15 protein-coding genes are annotated in these 19,876 nt (G+C 71.2%); 10 read left to right on the top strand and 5 right to left on the bottom strand.

Annotated features, from left to right (window positions below; all coding sequences use genetic code 11):
* Positions 1 to 39: 39 nt before the first annotated feature.
* The 7 genes from ACSBPG_RS09840 to ACSBPG_RS09810 all read left to right on the top strand — a co-directional run bounded on the left by ACSBPG_RS09840 (position 40) and on the right by ACSBPG_RS09810 (position 7,607).
* Positions 40 to 2,157: an FUSC family protein gene (locus ACSBPG_RS09840; RefSeq protein ID WP_435536976.1), complete on the top strand. Its 2,118-nt coding sequence runs from the start codon at positions 40 to 42 to the stop codon at positions 2,155 to 2,157.
* Entirely contained in the window at positions 2,154 to 2,369 is a 216-nt protein-coding gene (locus tag ACSBPG_RS09835; protein WP_435536975.1) for a DUF1656 domain-containing protein, read from the top strand. The genes ACSBPG_RS09840 and ACSBPG_RS09835 overlap by 4 nt, the downstream gene beginning before the upstream one ends.
* Positions 2,366 to 3,262 (top strand): efflux RND transporter periplasmic adaptor subunit, encoded by an 897-nt coding sequence (locus ACSBPG_RS09830; RefSeq protein WP_435536974.1) that lies wholly within the window; start codon positions 2,366 to 2,368, stop codon positions 3,260 to 3,262. The genes ACSBPG_RS09835 and ACSBPG_RS09830 overlap by 4 nt, the downstream gene beginning before the upstream one ends.
* A gap of 210 nt (positions 3,263 to 3,472) precedes the next feature.
* On the top strand, positions 3,473 to 4,453 hold the full coding sequence (locus ACSBPG_RS09825) for a metal ABC transporter solute-binding protein, Zn/Mn family (RefSeq protein WP_435536973.1): 981 nt from the start codon (positions 3,473 to 3,475) through the stop codon (positions 4,451 to 4,453).
* Between the two features lie 13 nt (positions 4,454 to 4,466).
* A complete protein-coding gene (locus tag ACSBPG_RS09820; protein WP_435536972.1) occupies positions 4,467 to 5,294 on the top strand; it encodes a metal ABC transporter ATP-binding protein in 828 nt (275 codons plus the stop codon).
* Positions 5,291 to 6,649 carry a metal ABC transporter permease gene (locus tag ACSBPG_RS09815; RefSeq protein ID WP_435536971.1) on the top strand — a complete coding sequence of 453 codons (1,359 nt, stop codon included), beginning with the start codon at positions 5,291 to 5,293 and terminating at the stop codon, positions 6,647 to 6,649. Before ACSBPG_RS09820 ends, ACSBPG_RS09815 begins: the two co-directional genes overlap by 4 nt.
* Before the next feature lie 16 nt (positions 6,650 to 6,665).
* Positions 6,666 to 7,607 (top strand): metal ABC transporter permease, encoded by a 942-nt coding sequence (locus ACSBPG_RS09810; RefSeq protein ID WP_435536970.1) that lies wholly within the window; start codon positions 6,666 to 6,668, stop codon positions 7,605 to 7,607.
* 24 nt (positions 7,608 to 7,631) lie between these two features.
* Here ACSBPG_RS09810 and ACSBPG_RS09805 read toward each other — a convergent pair whose 3' ends face one another.
* Both ACSBPG_RS09805 and ACSBPG_RS09800 read right to left on the bottom strand, forming a co-directional pair.
* Positions 7,632 to 7,871, bottom strand: coding sequence for a hypothetical protein (locus ACSBPG_RS09805; protein WP_435536969.1), 240 nt, complete (start codon positions 7,869 to 7,871; stop codon positions 7,632 to 7,634).
* Positions 7,872 to 7,943: 72 nt separating this feature from the next.
* Positions 7,944 to 8,174 (bottom strand): hypothetical protein, encoded by a 231-nt coding sequence (locus ACSBPG_RS09800; RefSeq protein ID WP_435536968.1) that lies wholly within the window; start codon positions 8,172 to 8,174, stop codon positions 7,944 to 7,946.
* Positions 8,175 to 8,329: 155 nt separating this feature from the next.
* Between ACSBPG_RS09800 and ACSBPG_RS09795 the strand changes: the two genes are divergently transcribed.
* Positions 8,330 to 9,325: a LysR substrate-binding domain-containing protein gene (locus ACSBPG_RS09795; protein ID WP_435536967.1), complete on the top strand. Its 996-nt coding sequence runs from the start codon at positions 8,330 to 8,332 to the stop codon at positions 9,323 to 9,325.
* A gap of 13 nt (positions 9,326 to 9,338) precedes the next feature.
* Here the strand turns inward: ACSBPG_RS09795 and ACSBPG_RS09790 are convergent, their stop codons facing one another.
* Genes ACSBPG_RS09790 through ACSBPG_RS09780 form a run of 3 tightly spaced genes read right to left on the bottom strand, consistent with a single transcriptional unit; the run spans position 9,339 to position 14,514 of the window.
* Positions 9,339 to 12,392, bottom strand: a complete 3,054-nt coding sequence (locus ACSBPG_RS09790; protein ID WP_435536966.1) for an efflux RND transporter permease subunit — start codon at positions 12,390 to 12,392, stop codon at positions 9,339 to 9,341.
* Positions 12,389 to 13,468 (bottom strand): efflux RND transporter periplasmic adaptor subunit, encoded by a 1,080-nt coding sequence (locus tag ACSBPG_RS09785; RefSeq protein WP_435536965.1) that lies wholly within the window; start codon positions 13,466 to 13,468, stop codon positions 12,389 to 12,391. The genes ACSBPG_RS09790 and ACSBPG_RS09785 overlap by 4 nt, the downstream gene beginning before the upstream one ends.
* Positions 13,465 to 14,514, bottom strand: a complete 1,050-nt coding sequence (locus ACSBPG_RS09780; RefSeq protein WP_435536964.1) for an efflux RND transporter periplasmic adaptor subunit — start codon at positions 14,512 to 14,514, stop codon at positions 13,465 to 13,467. Before ACSBPG_RS09780 ends, ACSBPG_RS09785 begins: the two co-directional genes overlap by 4 nt.
* Positions 14,515 to 15,236: 722 nt before the next feature.
* On the opposite strand from ACSBPG_RS09780, the gene bcsA reads away from it, so the two are divergent.
* Both bcsA and ACSBPG_RS09770 read left to right on the top strand, forming a co-directional pair.
* On the top strand, positions 15,237 to 17,450 hold the full coding sequence (bcsA, locus tag ACSBPG_RS09775) for a UDP-forming cellulose synthase catalytic subunit (RefSeq protein ID WP_435536963.1): 2,214 nt from the start codon (positions 15,237 to 15,239) through the stop codon (positions 17,448 to 17,450).
* Positions 17,447 to 19,861, top strand: a complete 2,415-nt coding sequence (locus ACSBPG_RS09770) for a cellulose biosynthesis cyclic di-GMP-binding regulatory protein BcsB (RefSeq protein ID WP_435536962.1) — start codon at positions 17,447 to 17,449, stop codon at positions 19,859 to 19,861. The genes bcsA and ACSBPG_RS09770 overlap by 4 nt, the downstream gene beginning before the upstream one ends.
* Positions 19,862 to 19,876 lie beyond the last annotated feature (15 nt).

Raw genomic sequence — 19,876 nt, 5'->3', positions numbered from 1 at the left:
GAATTTACCTGGTTTTGCAAATCGGTCACAACGGGCGGCATGAAGACGACGACGCCCGCAAGCACCCTCTTGAGCAAGGCCGGTGCAGCAATGCTGCACACGGGACCGAACATCCTTCGCACGCCGGCCATGACGGTGGATGCGGATGCAATCCTCTTTTCGGCGAAGAGTTTCGCTGCGGCGATGCTGGCCTGCTACGTGTCGCTGCGGATAGGGCTGCCCAAGCCGTTCTGGGCCATCGTCACCGTCTATATCGTCTCGCAGACGTCCGCCGGAGCGTCACTCAGCCGTGGTGTGTATCGCTTCGCCGGGACGCTCATTGGCGCGATCGCGACGGTCGCGATCGTTCCGAATGTCGTGAACGACCCGATCGTGTGCAGCGTGATCCTCGCTGGCTGGATCGGCCTGTGCCTGTTCTTCTCGCTGCTTGATCGCACGCCACGAGCCTATGCCCTCGTTCTTGCGGGCTATACCGCGAGCCTGATCGGTTTCCCGAGCGTGCTTGATCCCGGTGGGGTCTTCGACACCGCATCCGTGCGCGTCCAGGAAATTTCCATCGGGATTCTCTGCGCGGTTCTGGTTCATCGCTACGTCCTGCCGAAGCGGATGACCGGCCAATTCACCGGCAGGCTGTCGGCAACGCTGCTGGACGCACGTCGGTTGGCGGGCGACGCGCTGAATGGGACCGCAGAGGAAAACCGCAGCGACCGCACCCGGCTTTCTGTCGACCTGCTGACGCTTCAGGGGCTTGCGACGCACCTGCCCTATGATCCGGCCCCCGTGACACCACGGCGCGAGACGCTGCGGCTTATTCACGACCGGCTCGCCCGGCTGCTTCTGCTCACGACGGAGATCGAAGACCGGATACATTTTCTTGGCACGGGCGGCGGCAATGCTCCTGATGAACTGATCGCATTGGCCGGTGACGTCGGCGCCTGGATCGCCACCACGGAGGCGGATGATGGGGAGGCGGCGGCCGCTCGGCTGATTGGGCGCGCACGAGCGGTCCAGAAACATCTGGGCACAGATGCAGCGACGCCTGTCGACAGGGTGGGGGCCAACCTTGCCGGCCATCTGGCCGAAATGATCGGCCTGCTTCATGACTGCGACAGGCTTGGGCTGAGCATCGCCGCCAGCGGGCGCTCACGTGACCCGGCATCGCTTCACGGGCCAAAGCGTGCGAAGGGGTATGTCTATCACCGTGATCCGTGGATGGCGGCCCGCGCAGCGCTTGGCTCCATCGTCGGTATCCTCGGCGGCTGCGCCTTCTGGATATGGTCGGCCTGGCCGGAGGGTGGAACGGCAGTCTCCATTCTCGGCGTATGCTGCACCTTGTTCGGCAACGTCGACGCGCCTGTGCCATTTGTCGTCAAATATATCGTCGGCTCAATCTACGGGGCGCTGATCAGCCTCGTCTACAGCTTCGTCATCCTTCCCCAGGTCACGAACTTCGCCGTTCTTGTTGCGGTCCTTGCCCCGACGTTCCTGTTCGCCGGTTCTCTCCAGGCACGATCGCCGACGACGTTCATGGCGCTGGGCATCACCCTCACCATCCCGATCCTCTCGGGACTGGGCACCGATTACACCGGTGACTTCGCCACCTCCCTCAACACCGTGATCGCGCTCTTTGCGGCGGTCGGTTTCGGGGCGGTCAGCATGTCTCTGTTCCAGACCGTGCCGGTGGACGTAGCGATCAATCGGCTGCTTCATCTCAGTCGCCGGGATGTCGGTCGCCGCGCCCTGGGCGGCGCGCCAAACGAAGCGCGCTGGACGAGTCTGATGATGGACCGGACGGCGTTGCTGCTGCCAAGGCTACGGGCGTCCGGGAAAGCCTATGCAAGCGTCCTTGACGATACGCTGCGCCATCTTCGCGTCGGGCATGCCGCCGGTCAGCTTCGCAAGACGATCCCGCAGACGAAGGGCGAGGCCGGCGCTGCGATAGGCGACCTTCTGTCCGCGATCGCCGCGTGCTTCGGCGTCAGGAGACCGACAACGCCTGCCGAACTCGGCGACATCGATCGGCGCATCGAGACGTTGATGGCGATGATGGGGGACAGCCCACACAAAAGCCGGTCGCGGACATTCGATCTGCTCATCGACCTCCGTTTCGCACTCGGCTCCGGTGGAACGGCAAAGGGAGGAGCATCCGGCTCATGATCGTTGATTTGAATATCGGAGGCGTCTTCATCCCCGGTCTGGTGGTCCTCGCATTCATTGCACTGATCGCCACCATGGCAACGATGCGCTTCTTCGCCGCCACCGGCATCTCCCGCCTGTTCGCGTATCGGCCACTCGTCGAAATCGCCACCTTCCTCTTCATCTACGGTCTGCTCGTGCAGCACCTGCCACGGATCGGACTATTGTCGTGAAATTTTTTCTGTCCCTGTTCAGCCGCTATGCCCTGACCCTCTGCGTGGTGGCTGTCTCCGCCTTTGTCGCCCTGCAGGCGTGGAGCCGTTACGAGCGAACGCCCTGGACCCGCGATGGAAGGGTCGGCGTGGATGTCGTGCAGATCGCGCCGGAAGTCTCCGGTACGATCCGCTCCGTGCCTGTGGCCGACAACCAGTATGTCAAACGGGGCGACATTCTCTACGAGATCGACCCCGAGCGGCTTCGGCTGGAAGTGGCGCTGGCGGAGGCCGACGTCGAAGCGAAACGTCAGGACATGATCGTTCGCCAAGCGACCGCGCGGCGGCACAGCCAGCTCAAGGGCGTCGTTTCACAGGAGGCCGTACAACAAGCCGGCGGGGCGGCCGCGGCGGCCAGCGCTGCCTATCAGGCCGCGGTAGCAACACTTGATCTGGCTAAACTCGATCTTGCCCGCTCGACCATCCAGTCGCCGATCGATGGATACGTCACCAATTTGCGGCTTCGCCCCGGCGACCATGCAACGGCGGGCGCGACCAAGGTCGCCGTCCTCGATGCGTCCAGCTTCTGGATCACCGGCTACTTTGAGGAGACCAAGATCCAGAAAATCCGCGTTGGAGACCCGGCGCGGATCATGCTGATGGGCTTTGATCAGCCGGTGACCGGCCATGTCGAAAGCATCGGCCGCGGTATCGAGAACAGCAACGATGCGCCGGGCCATCTCGGCCTGCCCAATGTGGCGGCGACATTCTCCTGGGTGCGTCTTGCCCAGCGCATACCGGTCCGCATCCACATCGATCGAGTGCCTTCCGGCGTCGAACTGGCAGCGGGCATGACGGCGACCGTCGAGATCACTCCCGCTGACGGTGAAGCGGACACGGGTAAGCGGCCATGACGGACCCGGTCCGTCTGCCGCGCCCGCGCTGGCGCTGGCGCTGGCGCTGGCGCATGGCAACAGCACGCGCGGGAGTCCGGCCGAAATGCCGGAGCGACAGCCCGTCATCCCACAGGATGGAAACCACTACACTTTCGAGCAGCAGCGCTTGATTTTAGCCAAGGCTATTCCATGTGGTAGGGGCAGGAGCGCAGACGTCGGAGGACAGCGATGCGGATGGGACGGCGCGGGGTGCTGGCGGCGGCAGGGGCCCTGGTGGCCCTGGTGGCATCCGCCCACCCGGTCCCGCGGGCGGCGGCGGCGGAGCCGCTGCGGGTGGTCGCCACCACGGGGATGATCGCCGACGTGGTGCGCGCGGTCGCCGGCGACCGCGCCGCGGTGACCCAGCTCATGGGCGCCGGCGTCGATCCCCACCTCTACAAGGCGACGCGGTCCGACATGGCGGCCATGCTCAACGCCGACATGGTGTTCTACAACGGCCTGCTGCTCGAAGGGAAAATGACCGACGCCTTCGTGCGCGTCGCCACCACGGGCAAGCCGGTCTACGCCGTCACCGAGCGCATCGGCGAGGACGAGCTGATCGCGCCGCCCGGGCTGGAGGGCCATCACGACCCGCACGTCTGGATGGATCCGACGGCGTGGATGAAGGCGGTGGACGTGGTGCGCGACGCCTTCGCCGAGCGCGTCCCCGAGGCCGCCGACACCTTCCGCGCCGACGCCGAGGCCTACCGCGGCCGGCTCGTCCGGCTCGACGCCTACGCCCGGCGGGTCCTGGGCAGCGTGCCGGCGGAGCGGCGGATGCTGGTGACCGCCCACGACGCCTTCAACTATTTCGGCCGCGCCTACGGCTTCGAGGTGCTGGGCATCCAGGGCCTCTCCACGGAATCGGAGGCCGGGCTGCAGACCATCGAGCGGATCGTCGGCACGCTGGTCGAGCGCAGGATCCCCGCCGTCTTCGTCGAGACGACGATCCCCGAGCGCACGGTGCGCGCGCTGGTCGCCGGAGCGGCGGCGCGCGGCCACGCGGTCGCCGTCGGCGGTTCCCTGTTCTCCGACGCCATGGGCGCCCCCGGCACCTACGAGGGCACCTATGTCGGGATGATCGACCACAACGTCACCACCATCGCCCGCGCGCTCGGCGGGCAGACGCCGGACGGCGGGCTCGACGGCCGCCTCGCCGCCGCGCAATGACCGGGTGAGACCCATGCGCCCCTCCGTCCTCCCCTCCTCCACCCTCCCCCCCTCCGCCCTCCCCCCCGAGCACAGCGCCGCCAGCCCGCTGTCGGTGCACAGCCTGACGGTCGCCTACAACCGCAAGCCCGTGCTGTGGGACGTCGAGTACGACCTGCCCGACCGCTCGCTGACCGCCATCGTCGGCCCCAACGGTGCCGGCAAGTCGACCTTCATCAAGGCGGTCCTCGGCCTCGTCCCCGTGGCGTCGGGCGGCGTCGCGTTCTGGGGGCAGCCGCTCGCCCGGGTGCGCCGGCGGGTCGGCTACGTGCCGCAGCGCGGCAGCGTCGACTGGGACTTCCCCGTCTCCGCGCTCGACGTGGTGGCGATGGGCCGCTACGGCCGGCTCGGCTGGTTCCGCCGCGTCGACCGGCGCGAGCGCGAGGCGGCCCGCGCCTGCCTCGACCAGGTCGGCCTGGCCGACTTCGCCGGCCGGCAGATCAGCCAGCTCTCCGGCGGCCAGCAGCAGCGCGTCTTCCTCGCCCGCGCGCTGGCCCAGGAGGCCGACCTCTACTTCATGGACGAGCCCTTCGCCGGCGTCGACGCCGCCACCGAGACGGCCATCGTCGACGTGCTGCGGCGCCTGCGCGACGGCGGCCGCACCGTGGTGGTGGTCCACCACGACCTGCAGACGGTGGCGGACTATTTCGACCAGGTGCTGCTGCTGAACGGCCGGGTGGTCGCCGCCGGGCCGGTGGCCGACGCCTTCACCAACGCCAACCTCCAGCGCACCTACGGCGGGCGTCTGGCGCTGCTCGACGACGCCGCCGACGCGCTGGCCCGCGCCGGGACCAGGCGATGAGCGGGCTGGCCGGCACCGCCGTGGCCTGGCCGTCCCTCGACCAGGTGCTGCTCGTCCTGGCCTTCGGCGGCGGCTACAACACGGTCGTGGTGATGATCGGCGTGGCGCTCCTCGGGCTGGCGGCCGGCGTCGTCGGCACCTTCGCGGTGCTGCGCAAGCGGGCGATGATGAGCGACACGCTCAGCCACGCCACCCTGCCGGGCATCGCCCTCGCCTTCCTGGCGGCGGTGGCGGTCGGGGCGGAGGGGCGCAGCCTGCCGGTGCTGCTGGGCGGGGCGGCCGCCGCGGGGATCGCCGGCGTGCTCGCCGTGCAGGCGCTGGTCCGCCACTCCCGCCTGCCCGAGGACGCCGCCATGGGCGCCGTGCTCAGCGTCTTCTTCGGCCTGGGCTTCGTGCTGCTCAGCCACATCCAGACGCTCGGCACCGGGGCGGAGGGCGGCATCGCCAAGTTCATCTACGGCCAGACCGCGGCGATGAGCGTCCACGACGCCACGGTGATCGGCGCCGTCGCCGCCGCCGCCACCCTGGTCACCGCCCTGCTCTACAAGGAGTTCCGGCTGGTCTGCTTCGACCCGGACTACGCCGCGGTGCAGGGCTGGCCGGTGTCGCCCATCGACCTGGCGATGATGGCGCTGGTGGTCGTCGTCACCGTGGTCGGGCTGCAGGCGGTCGGCCTGATCCTGGTGGTGGCGCTGATCATCGTGCCGGCGGCGGCGGCGCGGTTCTGGACCGACCGGCTGGGCACCATGACGGTGCTGGCGGCCGGCTTCGGAGCCGCCAGCGGCTATGTCGGGGCGGCGCTGTCGGCCCTGCTGCCGCGCTTCCCCGCCGGCGGCATCATCGTCCTGGTGGCCGGTGCGGTGTTCCTGGCGAGCCTGTTCTTCGCGCCGCGCCGCGGCGTGATCGCCGGCACCCTGCGCCACGCCCGCCTGCGCCTCGCCGTCGAGCGCGAGCACCTGCTGCGCGGCCTCTACGAGGCGGCCGAGGCGGCCGGCACCCCGCTGGCCGCCCCGGTCGACCCGGCGCGCCTGCGCATCGTCGGCACCTGGTCGCCGCTGCGCCGGACGGCGGTGCTGGCGAGCCTGCGCCACGCCGGCCTGCTGCGCCGCGCCGGCTCCGCCATCGCCCTGACGCCGGACGGGCAGGAGGAGGCGTGGCGGGTGACCCGCAACCACCGCCTGTGGGAGGAGTTCCTGGTCAGCTACGCCCACCTCGCGCCGACCCACGTCGACCGCTCCGCCGACCTGGTGGAGCACGTCCTCGACGGCGCCATGGTGGCGCGGCTGGAGGAGCAGCTCGCGGCGATCGGCCGGCTGCCGCGGCTGCGCGGCGTGCCCAAGAGCCTGCACGCCTGAGGAGGGAGCGGCGGAGATGCAGAACTTCCTTCAGCTCGACCTGCCGGCCCTGCTGGCCGCCCTGTTCGCCACCATGGCCTGCGCGCTGCCCGGCAACTTCCTGGTGCTGCGCCGGCAGAGCCTGATGGGCGACGCCATCTCCCACGCCGTGCTGCCGGGCATCGTCGTCGCCTTCCTGGTGGCGGGGTCGCGGGCGACCGGCACCATCTTCGTCGGCGCCGCCGCCGCCGCCCTGCTGGCGGTGGCGCTGATCGAGCTGGTGCGCCGCTACGGCCGGGTCGAGGCGGGCACCGCCATGGGCGTCGTCTTCTCCGTCATGTTCGCCGCCGGCGTGGTGCTGATGGAGCAGGCGGCGGCCAGCAACGTCGACCTCGACGCGGAGTGCATCCTCTACGGCCAGCTCGAGGACATCCTGTGGCTGGCGCCGCGCGACCTCGCCTCGCTCGGCGACCCCAGGGTGTGGGCCGACCTGCCCCACGAGGTGGTGGTGCTGGCCGGCGCGCTCGCCGTGACGGCGCTCGCCGTCGCGCTGTTCTGGAAGGAGCTGACGCTGTCCTCCTTCGATCCCGAGCTGGCGACGACCCTGGGCTTCCCGGCGCCGCTCCTCAACCTCGGGCTGATGGTGCTGGTGGGGCTCGTCGCCGTGGCCGCCTTCGAGGCGGTCGGCTCGATCCTGGTGATCGCCATGTTCATCTGCCCGCCGGCGGCGGCCCGCATGCTGACCGACCGGCTGGCCACCCAGGTGTGGCTCAGCCTCCTGTTCGCCGCCCTGTCGGCGGTCGGCGGCTACGTGCTGGCGGCGTTCGGGCCGTTCTGGGTCGGCCTGGAGAGCTCGGTGGCGGCCAGCGGCATGATCGCCGTGGTCAGCGGCGTGCTGCTGGCGCTCGCGGTGCTGCTGGCGCCGGTCCACGGCGTCGTCGGCCGGCGCCGGCGCGCCCGCCGCGTCGCCGCGGCCTGAGCGGGCGCGCCGGCGGTCCCCCGCCTACTCGCAGACCAGCGAGTTGTTGGCGTTCTCGTCGCCGACACGCCGCATGCGGCAGTCGTCGCCGAGTCCGCCGGAGCCGCTTGTGCCGGTAGCGACGCCGTCGTCGCTCCCGTACTCGCCGGGCTCGACCGCGGTCGAGCCGGAACGGGCATCGCCGTCGCCGAACAGGGAGCCGGACGATTCGCAGGCGCCGAGCGTCAGCGCCAGCGCGGCGGCGAGGAGAAGACGTGTCGTCATGATGGCGATCCTTGTCGCTGGGAGAGGCCGGAGCGGCCCGCACGGGGCGCCGCCGGAGTTGCCGTCGCGCGGCTATTGGCAGACCAGGGAATTGACGGCGCTGTCGTCGCCGCCGCGGCGGCGCATGTAGCAGTCGTCGCCGAGGCCGTCGCTCGATGCGAAGCCGTCCTCGTCGGCGTAGCCCTGGGATTCGAAGGCGGTGCCGCCGTACCCGTCGTCGCCGCCGCCGAACGCGTCGTCGAAGGATTCGCAGGCGCCGAGGGTCAGTGCCAGAAATCCGGTGAGGAGGAGTCGTGTCGCCATGAGGCCGTTCCTTCCATGGTCGCGGATTCCGTCGTCAACAGGCCGCGGCCGGATCGGTTGCGGCGCGATCCGCCATCGCGCCGGTCGACAGGAGCGGCAGCTTGCCGGTAGAACCCTGGGGAACGAGTGCGGCAAGAGGCCGGAGGAGCGCTGCCATGGACAAGCTGCATGCCATGCGGGTCTTCGTGCGGGTGGTCGAGGCGAACAGCTTCTCCAAGGCCGCCGACACGCTCGGCCTGCCGCGGGCCTCGGTGACCACGACCATCCAGAACCTGGAGGCGTCGCTGGGCGTGCGCCTGCTGCAGCGCACCACCCGCCGCCTCGGCCTGACCCACGACGGGGCCGCCTACCTGGAAGGGGCCCAGCGGGTGCTGGCGGAGATCGACGAGATCGAATCCGGCCTGACCGGCACCCGGGCCGCCCCGCGGGGCCGGCTGCGGGTCGACATGCCGGGCGCCGTCGGCCGGCTGGTCGTCATCCCCTCCATCCACGAGTTCCACCGCCAGTACCCGGACGTCGACGTGATGATCGGGCTGAGCGACCGTCCGGTCGACCTGATCCAGGACGGGGTCGACTGCGTGATCCGGGTGGGCGAACTGGCGGACTCGTCGCTGGTGGCGCGGCGCATCGGCGCGCTGGAGTTCGTCACCTGCGCCAGCCCGGCCTACCTCGCCGCCCACGGCGAGCCGCAGTCGCTCGACGACCTCGCCCATCACAAGGCGGTCAACTACTTCAACAGCCGCACCAGCCGTCCCTTCGACCTGAGCTTCCAGGAGGACGGGCGGGTGCGCGAGGTGGCCATGAAGGGCGCCATCGCCGTCGACGACGCCGACGCCTACGTCACCTGCGGCCTGGAGGGGCTCGGCCTGATGCAGTCGGCCCGCTTCATGGTGCTGCCCCACCTGCGCAGCGGCGCCCTGCGCGAGGTGCTGCGGGCGTGGCGGCCGCCGCACATGCCGGTCTCCGCCGTCTACCCGCACACCCGCCACCTGTCGCCCAAGGTCCGGGTGTTCGTCGACTGGGCGGCGGAGCTGTTCGAGCGCTGCCCCCTGCTGCAGGGTCAGGACGTCGGCGACGGCCCCTGCGAGGAACGGCGGCCCCAGCACCGCACCGCGGCGGAGTGGGCGGCCGCGAGCGAGTGCGTGCTCTGAGCGGCGCCCGCCCTCAGCGGGCGGCGGGGCGCGGCTCGCGGATGCGGAACCAGGCGGCGTAAAGGGCGGGCAGGAACAGCAGGGTCAGCAGGGTGCCGACGATGATGCCGCCCATCATGGCGTAGGCCATCGGCCCCCAGAACACCTCGCGGGAGATCGGGATGAGGGCGAGGCTGGCCGCCGCCGCGGTCAGCAGGATCGGCCGCATGCGGTGCTGCGTTGCCTCCACCACGGCGTCCCACGGCGGCCGCCCCTCGGCGCGCAGGTGCTCGATCTGCACGACCAGGATCACCGAGTTGCGGATCAGGATGCCGATCAGCGCCAGCACGCCGAGGATCGCCACGAAGCCCAGCGGGGCGCCGCTGGGCAGCAGCGCCGCCACGACGCCGATCAGCCCCAGCGGCGCCACAGCCACCACCAGGAACAGGCGCTGGAAGCTCTGCAGCTGGACCATCAGGATGGTCGCCATGGCGAACAGCATCAGCGGAACCACCGCGGCGATCGGCCCCTGGGCCTTGGCGCTCTCCTCCACCGGGCCGGCCACCGCGACGCCGTAGCCGGGCGGCAGGGAGCGGACCAGCTCCGCGAGGCGCGGCGCCAGCTGCTGCACCACCGTCGCCGGCTGCGTCGCGTCGAGGATGGCCGACTTGACGGTGATGGTCGGGGTGCGGCCGCGCCGCCACACCACGGGCTGCTCCAGCTCGTAGTCGAAGGTGGCGATCGCCGCCAGCGGGACGGCCTCGCCGCCGCCGCCCGGAAGCTGGAGGTTGCGCAGGGTCTCGATGGAATCGCGCTCCGCCCGGCGGGCCCGGGCGACGACGTCGACGAGATAGATGCCGTCGCGCACCTGGGTGATGGTGGTGCCGCCGACCACGCTGTTGAGCGCGCCGGCGACGTCCTCGGAGCTGACGCCGAGCTGGCGCGCCTTGTCCTGCAGCACGTTCACCTTGACCACCCGGGCCGGCTCCATCCAGTCGTAGGTGATGGCGGTGAGCAGGGGATGCTCGCCGAGGACGACCGCCACCCGCTGGGCGAGGTCCCGCACGGCCTGGATGTCGGGGCCGCTGACCCGGTACTGCACCGGACGCCCGGGCGGCGGCCCGAGCGGCAGCAGAGTGACGTAGACGTCGATGCCGACGAACGCCTCGCGCGCCAGCGCCTCCAGCCGCGCCCGCACCCGCTCGCGCGCCTCCAGGTCGCGGGTGACGACGACGATCTGGCCGTAGTTGGGGCTGGCCACCTGGACGTCGAAGGCCAGCACGAAGCGGACGGCGCTCTGGCCGACGTAGGACGACCAATGGAGGATGTCGGCGTCGCCGTCCAGCGACCGCTCGAAGCGGTCCATCGCCTCCCGGGTCGCGGCGATCGAGGCGTTGCGCGGCAGGGTGACGTCGACGATCAGCTCCGGGCGGTCCGACGACGGGAAGAACTGCTGCTCGACCAAGCGCATGCCGTAGAGGGAGGCGGCGAACAGCGCCACCGTGACGAGGATGGTGACCCAGCGCCAGCGCATGGCGGCGAGCAGCAGCCGCGTGAACCCCCGCATCAGCCGGCTCGGCCCCTCGCGGTGGCGCTTCATCGCCTTGGGCAGGAAGGCGACGCCGAGCAGCGGCGAGAACAGCACCGCGACGATCCACGACAGCAGGAGCGCCACGGCGATCACCACGAACAGGGTGAAGGTGAACTCGCCGGCGTTGCTGTCGTTCAGGCCGATGGGGACGAAGCCGGCCACCGTGACCAGGGTGCCCGTCAGCATCGGGAAGGCGGTGGAGGTGTAGACGTGGGTCGCCGCCTTGTCCAGGCTGTCCCCCTCCTCCAGGCGCGCCACCATCATCTCCACCGCGATCATCGCGTCGTCGACCAGCAGGCCCAGCGCGATGATGAGGGCGCCGAGCGAGATCCGCTGCAGCGAGATGCCGAGGTACTGCATGACGACGAAGGTCATGGCCAGCACCAGCGGGATCGCCAGCGCGACGACGAAGCCGGCGCGCAGCCCCAGGCTGACGAAGCTCACCAGCAGCACGATCGCCACCGCCTCGAACAGCGCGCGGGTGAAGCCGCTGACCGCCTCCTCGACCACCACCGGCTGGTCGGAGACGAGGTGGACGCCGACGCCGATCGGCAGGTCGGCGACGATCGCCGCCATGCGCGCCTTCAGGGCCTCGCCGAACTCCAGCAGGTTGGCCCCGGGCTTCAGGCCGATGGCCAGGCCGATCGCCGGCTCGCCGTTGACCCGGAACAGCGCCTGCGGCGGGTCGGCGTAGCCGCGCGTGATGGTGGCGAGGTCGGACAGGCGGAAGAAGCGGTCGTTGATCCGCAGGTTGATCGCCCGCAGGCTGTCCTCCGACGTGAACTGGCCGCCGACCCGCACGCTGATCCGCTCCGGCCCGGCCTGGACGACGCCCGACGGGGCGATGGCGTTCTGCGCCTGCAGGGTCTGGACGATCGCCTGCTGGTCGATGCCGAGGGCGGCGATCTGGCGGGTCGAGAACTCCAGGTAGATGACCTCGTCCTGGGCGCCGATCAGGTCGACCTTGCCGACGTCGGGGACGGTCAGCACCTTGGCGCGGACCGATTCGACGTAATCGCGCAGCTGGCGCTGGCTCAGCCCGTCGGCGGTGAAGGCGTAGATGTTGCCGTAGACGTCGCCGAAGCGGTCGTTGAAGAAGGGGCCGGCGACGCCCTGGGGAAACTCCCCCTGGATGTCGCGGATCATGTTGCGCACCTGCACCCAGACGGCGGGGACGTCGCCCCCGCGCACCGTGTCCTGCAGGTTGACGAAGACCGTGGTCTGGCCCGGGGTCGTCATGCTGCGGGTGTAGTCGAGGCCGGGCAGCTCCTCGAGCTTCTTCTCGATCCGGTCGGTCACCTGGTCGATGGTGTCCTGGACCGACGCGCCCGGCCACTGGGCGCTGACCAGCATGGTCTTGATGGTGAAGGAGGGGTCCTCCTCCCGGCCGAGGCCGCGGTAGGCCATCACCCCGGCGACGCTGGCGACGATCATCAGGTACCAGACGAGCGACCGGTGGCGCAGCGCCCATTCCGAGAGGTTGAAGCCGTCCGTCACCGCCGGTCCCCGTCCAGGATCTTCACCGTCTGTCCCTCGTCCAGGCTGTGCACGCCGGCCGTCACCACGCGCACGCCGGCATCCAGCCCTTCGGCGATGCGCACGACGCCGTCGTCGCGCCCGGCGACCCGGACGTCGCGCAAGGCCACCGTCCGGCTCCGCGGGTCCACCACCCACACCCGGGTGCGGCCGTCGCGCTCCAGCAGCGCCGCCGCCGGGATCTCGATTCCGGCCGTGCCGTTCGCCGGCAGGCGGGCGGTCACCGTCGTGCCCAGCCGGAACGCCGGGGGCGGCACCTCGAGGGTGATCCAGAGGCGGCGGGTGCGCGTCGCCGGATCCGCCTGCGGCGCCACCTCGCGCACCGTGCCGCCGGCCCGCACCGAGGGGTCGAGCTGCAGGGCAACCTCGAACCGGGTGCCCGGCGGCAGCCGCCCGGCGATCTCGGCGGGCAGGTCGACCACCGCCTCGCGCACGTCGGGACGGGCCACCGTCACCACCATCTGCCCGGGCTGCACCACCTGGCCGACGTCGGCACCGACGGCGGTCACGACCCCGTCGAAATCGGCGCGGAGCTGGGTGTAGCCGAGCTGCTCGCGCGCCTTGTCGAGCGCGGCGCGGGCCTGGGTCAGGGCCGCCGCCGCCGCCTCGCGCGCCTGCTCGGCCGCCTCGAACTCGGCCGGGGTCGCCGTGCCCTCCTGCAGCAGCGTGCGCTGGCGCGCCTCGGCGGCGGTGGTGTTCTCGAGCTGCGCCGCGGCGCCGGACACGTCGGCCTGGGCCGACAGCACGGCGAGCTCGAACGGCAGCGGATCGATCGCCGCCAACCGCTCGCCCTGGCGCACGCCGTCGCCGACCTGGGCGTCGCGCGCGATCATGCGGCCAAGCACGCGGAAACCCAGGCTGCTGCGGTAGCGGGGCTCGACGACGCCGGCGACGCTCAGGGTGCGTTCGGCGTGGGGCGACACCACCATCGACAGGACCGGCCGGACCGGCGGCGGCGCCTCGGCCTCGCGTTCGCCGCAGGCCGCCAGCAGCGCGGCCAGGCACAGCGCCGGGACGGCGCGGCGGGCGCGGATCACGGCGTCCCTCCCGGCGCCACCTCGACGACCTGCGCCGGATGCAGGAGCTGGCCGCCCACGGTGACCACGACCTCGCCCGGCGCCAGACCGTCGCCGACGATCACCCGGCCGCTGTCGTAGCGCTCGACCGCGACCGCCTTCCTCGACACCGTCCCGCTCCGGGGATCGACCACCCACACGGCCGGCCGGCCCGCCTCGGAGGTCAGGGCGCTCCACGGCAGCACGACCACGCTGCGCGTGCGCAGCCGGGCCTCGCCGACGACGGCGGCGCCCAGCACCATGGCCGGCGGCGGATCGCCGATGCCGACCTTGACCGCCACGGTGCCGCTGTCCGGATCGACCGCCGGCGACACCTCGCGCACCGTCCCGACGGTCGTGACCCCGGGATCGGCGACCAGGCTCACGGCCACCGCGCGGCTCGGCGGGGCCTGGATGAAGATCGATTCCTGCACGTTGAACACGGCGTCGCGCGGGCCGTCGTGGGCCAGGGTGAAGACCGCCTCGGCCGCCTGCACGACCTGGCCGACCTCGGCGTGGCGGGCGGTGACGACGCCGGGCACGCCGGCGCGCAGTTCCGTCTGGGCGAGCAGGTCGCGCGCCGTCGCGCGCTCCGCCTCGGCGGACTCGAGGGCGCTCCGCGCCGTGCGCAGCGCCTCCTCGGCCTGGTCGTACTCGCGCCGCGTCGTGAAGCCCCGCTCCAGCAGGGTCTTCTGCCGCTCGAACGCCGAGGAGGCCTGGCGCAGCCGCGCCCGGGCGGCGCCGACCGCCGCCTCGGCCGCCGCCAGGTTGGCCTGCTGCTCGCGCGGGTCGAGCCGGGCCAGCACCTGGTCGGCGCCGACGTGGTCGCCGACGTCGACGGTGCGCTCGGTGATGCGGCCGCCGACCCGGAAGGCGAGGTCGCTCTGCACCTCGGCCTGGATCTCCCCGGTGAGACGGGCGGTCGGCGTGTCCTCGACCCGCTCGACGGTCCGGGCCTCGACCCGCACCGTCGGCTTGTCGGGACCCGCGTCGCGCTGCTGGCAGGCGCCGAGAACCGCCAGGACCAAGGCTGCGGCCGCCGCGACCGGGCGCCGTCGTGAACGCGGACGGATCATCGCACCTGCACCCGGCTCCAATGATGCCCCACAAATCCGGTCGTGGGGACGTAGTGTTCATCGACACCAAAGTCAATATTCGACGCACGCCCCACGTCATTTCCGGTGAATTTCTGTTCGTATGCAGGACGGTACTAAATAAAATCGCAAAACAGTCCTATGACGTGGGCGGCGCTTCCCGGCCGAACGGAGGGGAGCGCGGCGACCGCCGCATCGGCGCCGGCGGGTGGAGCAATCCTCGGCGACCACGCCACGGGTGCGACCCGCCACCGTCCGCGAAAGCAGACGAGCCATGCACCGGCGGGGCATCGGGGCATCGTTCGCAAACGAATGGAAGACGGGCCTGACGTGCTCCGGCTGCAGTTCACGCGGGGATTCACCACTCCGGGAAATGGTGATACTCATCCAAATGAAACAAATTACGTCATCAAGAAACATGTTTCCCTGAACGCCGCCGAAATCGCTAATCATTCACCAGATGAAGAATCGCGCAAATGATCAGTTCGCGAACAATCGATTAATGAGGCATTAAGGAGAGTTACAGTCAGTCGCAATATTAACGTTGACGTCAGCGAACATATATATACAGTGCGCCTCCGAAATGAGACCCAACCCGCAATCATGTGATGTCTAACGAAATGCCGCGCGCAGGAGGCCTTCCGCAGAAGCGCCACATGGCAATTTCGCGACATCCGCTGCGCCTCCTGCTCTGGGCCGTCTGCCTGCTGGCCGCCGCCGTGCTGCTGGTGCTGGCCGCCCTGCCCGTGGGCCGCGACGCCAACGCCGCGGTCTCCCTGGTCATCGTTGCCGTGGCCTTCCTGTTCGGCCGTTTCACCGAGCGGTCCTGGCACGCGCGGACGGTGACCGTCCTGCTGCTCGCCTTCATCACCCTGCGCTACTTCCTCTGGCGCATCGACGGCACGCTGCCGCCGGTCGAGAACACCGTCGACTTCGCCGCCGGGGCCATCCTGCTGGCGGCGGAGATGCTGACCTTCGCCATGTTCTTCCTGTCGCTGTTCGTCATCCTCGACCCGCTGCGGCGCACGCCGAAGCCTCCGGTCGGCGATCCCGCGAGCTGGCCGACGGTGGACGTGCTGATCCCCAGCTACAGCGAGGACGCGGGGCTGCTGGAGACGACCCTGGGGGCGGCGCTGGCGCTCGACTACCCGCGCGAGCGGTTCCGCGTGTACCTGCTCGACGACGGCGGCACCGACCAGAAGATCGCCCAGGACGACCCCGCGGCGGCGGCCGCCGCCCGGGAGCGCCGCGCGGAGCTGAGCGCGCTGTGCGCACGGCTCGGCTGCGAGTACATCGCCCGCGACCGCAACGTCCACGCCAAGGCCGGCAACATCAACTACGCCCTGACCCGCACCACCGGCGAGTATGTGCTGATCCTCGACGCCGATCACGCCCCGACCGTCGATTTCCTGCGCAGCACCGTCGGCTTCCTCCAGGAGGATCCCGGCCTCTTCCTCGTGCAGACGCCGCACTTCTTCATCAATCCGGACCCGGTGGAGTACAACCTCCACACCTTCGACCGGATGCCCAGCGAAAACGACATGTTCTACTATTCGATCCAGCCGGGCCTCGACCGCTGGAACGCGTCGTTCTTCTGCGGGTCGGCGGCGCTGCTGCGGCGGGTCGCGCTGGAGGAGATCGGCGGCATCGCCACCGGCACCATCACCGAGGATTGCGAGACCTCGCTGGAGCTCCACGCCCGCGGCTGGCGCAGCGCCTATCTGCCGCGCCCGATGGTGGCCGGCCTGCAGCCGGTGACGTTCGCCAGCTTCATCGCCCAGCGCTCGCGCTGGGCCCAGGGCATGATGCAGATCTTCCTGCTGAAGAACCCACTCTTCAAGCGCGGCCTGACCTTGCCGCAGCGCCTCTGCTACACCAACACGATGATCTTCTGGTTCTTCTGGTTCTGGCGGCCGGTCTTCACCTTGGCGCCGCTGTGCTACGCGTTCTTCGGGCTGGAGATCTTCCGCATCGACCTGCACGACTTCCTGTGCCTCGTCCTGCCGCACATCGTCTCGGCCCTCTTCCTGTCCCACCTGCTGCACGGGCGGACGCGCTGGCCGCTGTTCTCCGAGCTCTACGAGTACGTCCAGTCGCTGCACGTCGGCCGGGCCGTCATCGCCGCCATGATCAACCCGCGCCGGCCGGTCTTCAAGGTGACCGCCAAGGACGAGGCGGTGGCCGATGCCCGCTTCTCCGAGCTGGCCGGCCCGTTCGTCGTCGTGGCGCTGCTGCTGCTGGGCGGGCTCGCGACCTGCGTCTGGCGCTATTTCGCCTTCCCCGAGCAGGCCAGCGCGCTGCTGCCGATCACCGCCTGGAACACGCTGAGCTTCATCCTGGCGGTGAGCGGCGTCGCCGTCGTCTACGAGCGCCGGCGGGCCCGCCGCCAGGACCGCGTCGTCACCAACCTGCCCGGCGCCCTGACCTTGGACGACGGCACCGAGATCCCGGTGACCGTGCGCGACGTCTCGGCGGGCGGGCTCGGCCTCGTGGTGGCGGCGCATTGGCGCCAGCGCCTGGCCGAGGTGTCCGCCGCCGCCATCGCCGTCGACGACCCGCTGGACGAGCAGCGGCTGCGCGTCAGCGTCCGGCTGCATCGCCGGCAGGTGAAGGCCGGCGAGCTCCTGGTCGGCGTCGGCTTCGCCCCGACGGACCGTGACGAGATGCTCGCCGTGTCGCGCCTGGTGTTCGGCAACAGCTCGGGATGGGAGGCCTGGATCGGCCGCAAGCGGACCAACCGGCCGAACCTGCTGCTCGGGTTCGCCTACTTCATCATGCGCGTGCTGCCGCGCGGGGCGGTGGCGCTCGCCGTCCTCGCCCGGGCCGGCGCGCGCCGTCTCGCCAACCGGCACGTCCCGGAGGGCGCATGAGACCGGCCTTCGCCCTGATCCTGGCGCTGCTGGCCGCGGCGCTCGCCGCGGCCGGTCCGGCGCGGGCCGAACAGCGGGTCATCCCGCTGTCGAACCTGCACGACGGGCTGGAGCGGGTCGAGCTGTCGGGCGAGACGGACGCCGCGACGCTCGTCCTGGTGCTGCCGCCGACCGCGCCGCTGACCCAGGTCGTGCTGTCGCTGGTCTACGAGAACGGCATCGACGTGCTGCCCGAACGCAGCCACCTGCTGGTCGGCGTCAACGGCGACACGGTCGCCGAGCTGCCGATGGCGGCGATCCGCGGTCCGGTGACCGCATCGATCACCCTGCCCGTCGAACACCTGCGGGCCGGCGCCAACCGGTTCACGGTGCGCCAGGAGGCGCAGCACCGCGTCTTCTGCAACGTGCGCGGCACCTTCGACCTGTGGTCGCGCATCGACCTCGCGCGCTCGACCCTGCGGCTGGACAGCGACGGCGCCCCGCCGGCGCCGACCCTGTCCATGCTGCCGGATCTGTTCGCCGCCAGCGACCGCGCCGCCGTGCCGCTGACCATCGTCCGGTCGGGGGGGACGGCGCGCACCGACCATTTGGGCTGGGCGGCGATCGTCGCCCAGGCCTACGGGCGCGCCCTCGGCGCCAAGGTGCCGCGGGTCGAGAGCTGGGACGCCGCCGCCCGCCCGGACGGCGGCGCGCCCGCCGACCCGCTCCCCGCCAAGTCGGTGGTGGTCGGCACGCGCAACGACCTGGCCGGGATCGTCGCGGCACCGATCCTGCAACAGGTGACCGGGCCCTTCCTCGGCGTCTTCGCCGTCCCCGGCGACCCCGGCGGGTTCACGGTGGTGGCCAGCGGCCGCACCGCGGCGGAGGTCGACCGGGCGGTGGTGCGCCTCTACCGGACCGACCGGCCGCTGCCCTCCCGCCCGACCATGGTGGTCGACGAGGCGGCGGCGGACCCGGCGGCGAGCCCGGCGGCGGCCGACCTGCGGCAGGGGCGCTACCGCCTGCGGGAGCTCGGCCTGGAGACGGCGACGCACGGCGGCTACCGTTTCCGCCGCTCCTTCGAGCTGCCGCTGCCGAGCGACTTCCAGGCGATCGCCGACAGCACCGCCGTCCTGCGGCTCGACGCCTCCTTCGACGGCGAGCTGGGCCCGGCGGCCGTGGTCAACGTGCTGATCAACGACCGCGTCGCCGGCTCCCTCGGCCTGGCGGAACGGTCCGGCAACGAACTCCGCCACGCCGAGATCAACCTTCCCATGAGCGCGTTCCGCCCCGGGCCGAACCGCGTCGAGATCGTCGCCGAGCTGGCGCCCGACCGGGAAGTCGACTGCGCCTACGCGGTGCGGCGGCCGGTCTTCACGCTCTACGGATCGAGCGAGCTGGAGGTGCCGGCGTTCGCCCGCCTGGCGTTCGTGCCCGATCTCGGCCTCACCGCGCGCACCGGCTTCCCGCTGGCGGCCGGCCGCGGCGACCGGGACGGCCGCACCCGGCCCTTCGATCTGGTCGTCGCCGGCGACGGCGAAGGCTGGACCGGCGCCGCCCTGACGCTGCTGGCGCGCCTGGGCCAGCGCGCCGGCACCCTGCTGTGGCCGGTGCCGCACGTCGGCTGGGTGCAGCCGACGGAACGCAGCGCGCTGGTGGTCGGGCCGGTCGGGCAACTGCCGCAGGCCGCCCTGCGCAACGACAACGTGACGCCCGACTGGCTGTCGCGGGTCCTCGAGGCGGGGACCCGGCTGACGCAGCTCGCGTCCGCCGATCCGGGCTTTCCCGAGGAGGCGCAGCGGCGGGTGGCGGAGCGTCTGCTGCGCCTCGCCGGGAAGGACGTCGACGCGGAGCGCGACACGCCGGCGCCATCCGGCCGGCTTGCCGAGGGCACCGGCGCGGCGTCGCGCTGGGCGCGACCCGACTCCGGCGAGCCGGACGCGGCGGAACCGTCGTCGTGGCGCACCCTGCTCCTCGATCTGCTGGCTCCCGTGCGCCGCTTCACCGTCGCGTTCATGGACCATGTCGGCAACGACGCGCCGACGCTTCTGGACATCGACGGGGTGCTGCCGGACGCCGCCCTGCTGCAGATCGCCGGCCCGGACTCGTCGCGCCGGGTCTGGACGGTGCTGACGGGCACCGACGGGGCGACCCTGGAGCGCGCCGCGGCCCGCCTCGTCGCCGAGCCGTCCTGGTCGGAGGTGGACGGCAGCACGGCGCTGTGGCGCAGCACCAGCGGAGCGATGCGGATCGCCCACCCGACGTCCATCTACGCAACCATCGACGACTGGTGGGACGTCCGGAACCTCTTCCTGATCCTGGCCAACCTGTTGTCGCAGCGGATCGGCATGCTGTTCATCATCCTGCTGGCGACCGTCCTGACGCTGGCGTTCGCCCTGCACGCCCTGCTCCGCCGCGGCCGACGGCTCTAGACCCCGGTGACCGCC

The organism is Azospirillum sp. ST 5-10 (assembly GCF_051225715.1).
GTDB lineage: Bacteria > Pseudomonadota > Alphaproteobacteria > Azospirillales > Azospirillaceae > Azospirillum.
The sequence above is the reverse complement of the archived record's forward strand: the minus strand, read 5'-3'. Positions and strand labels throughout refer to the sequence as shown.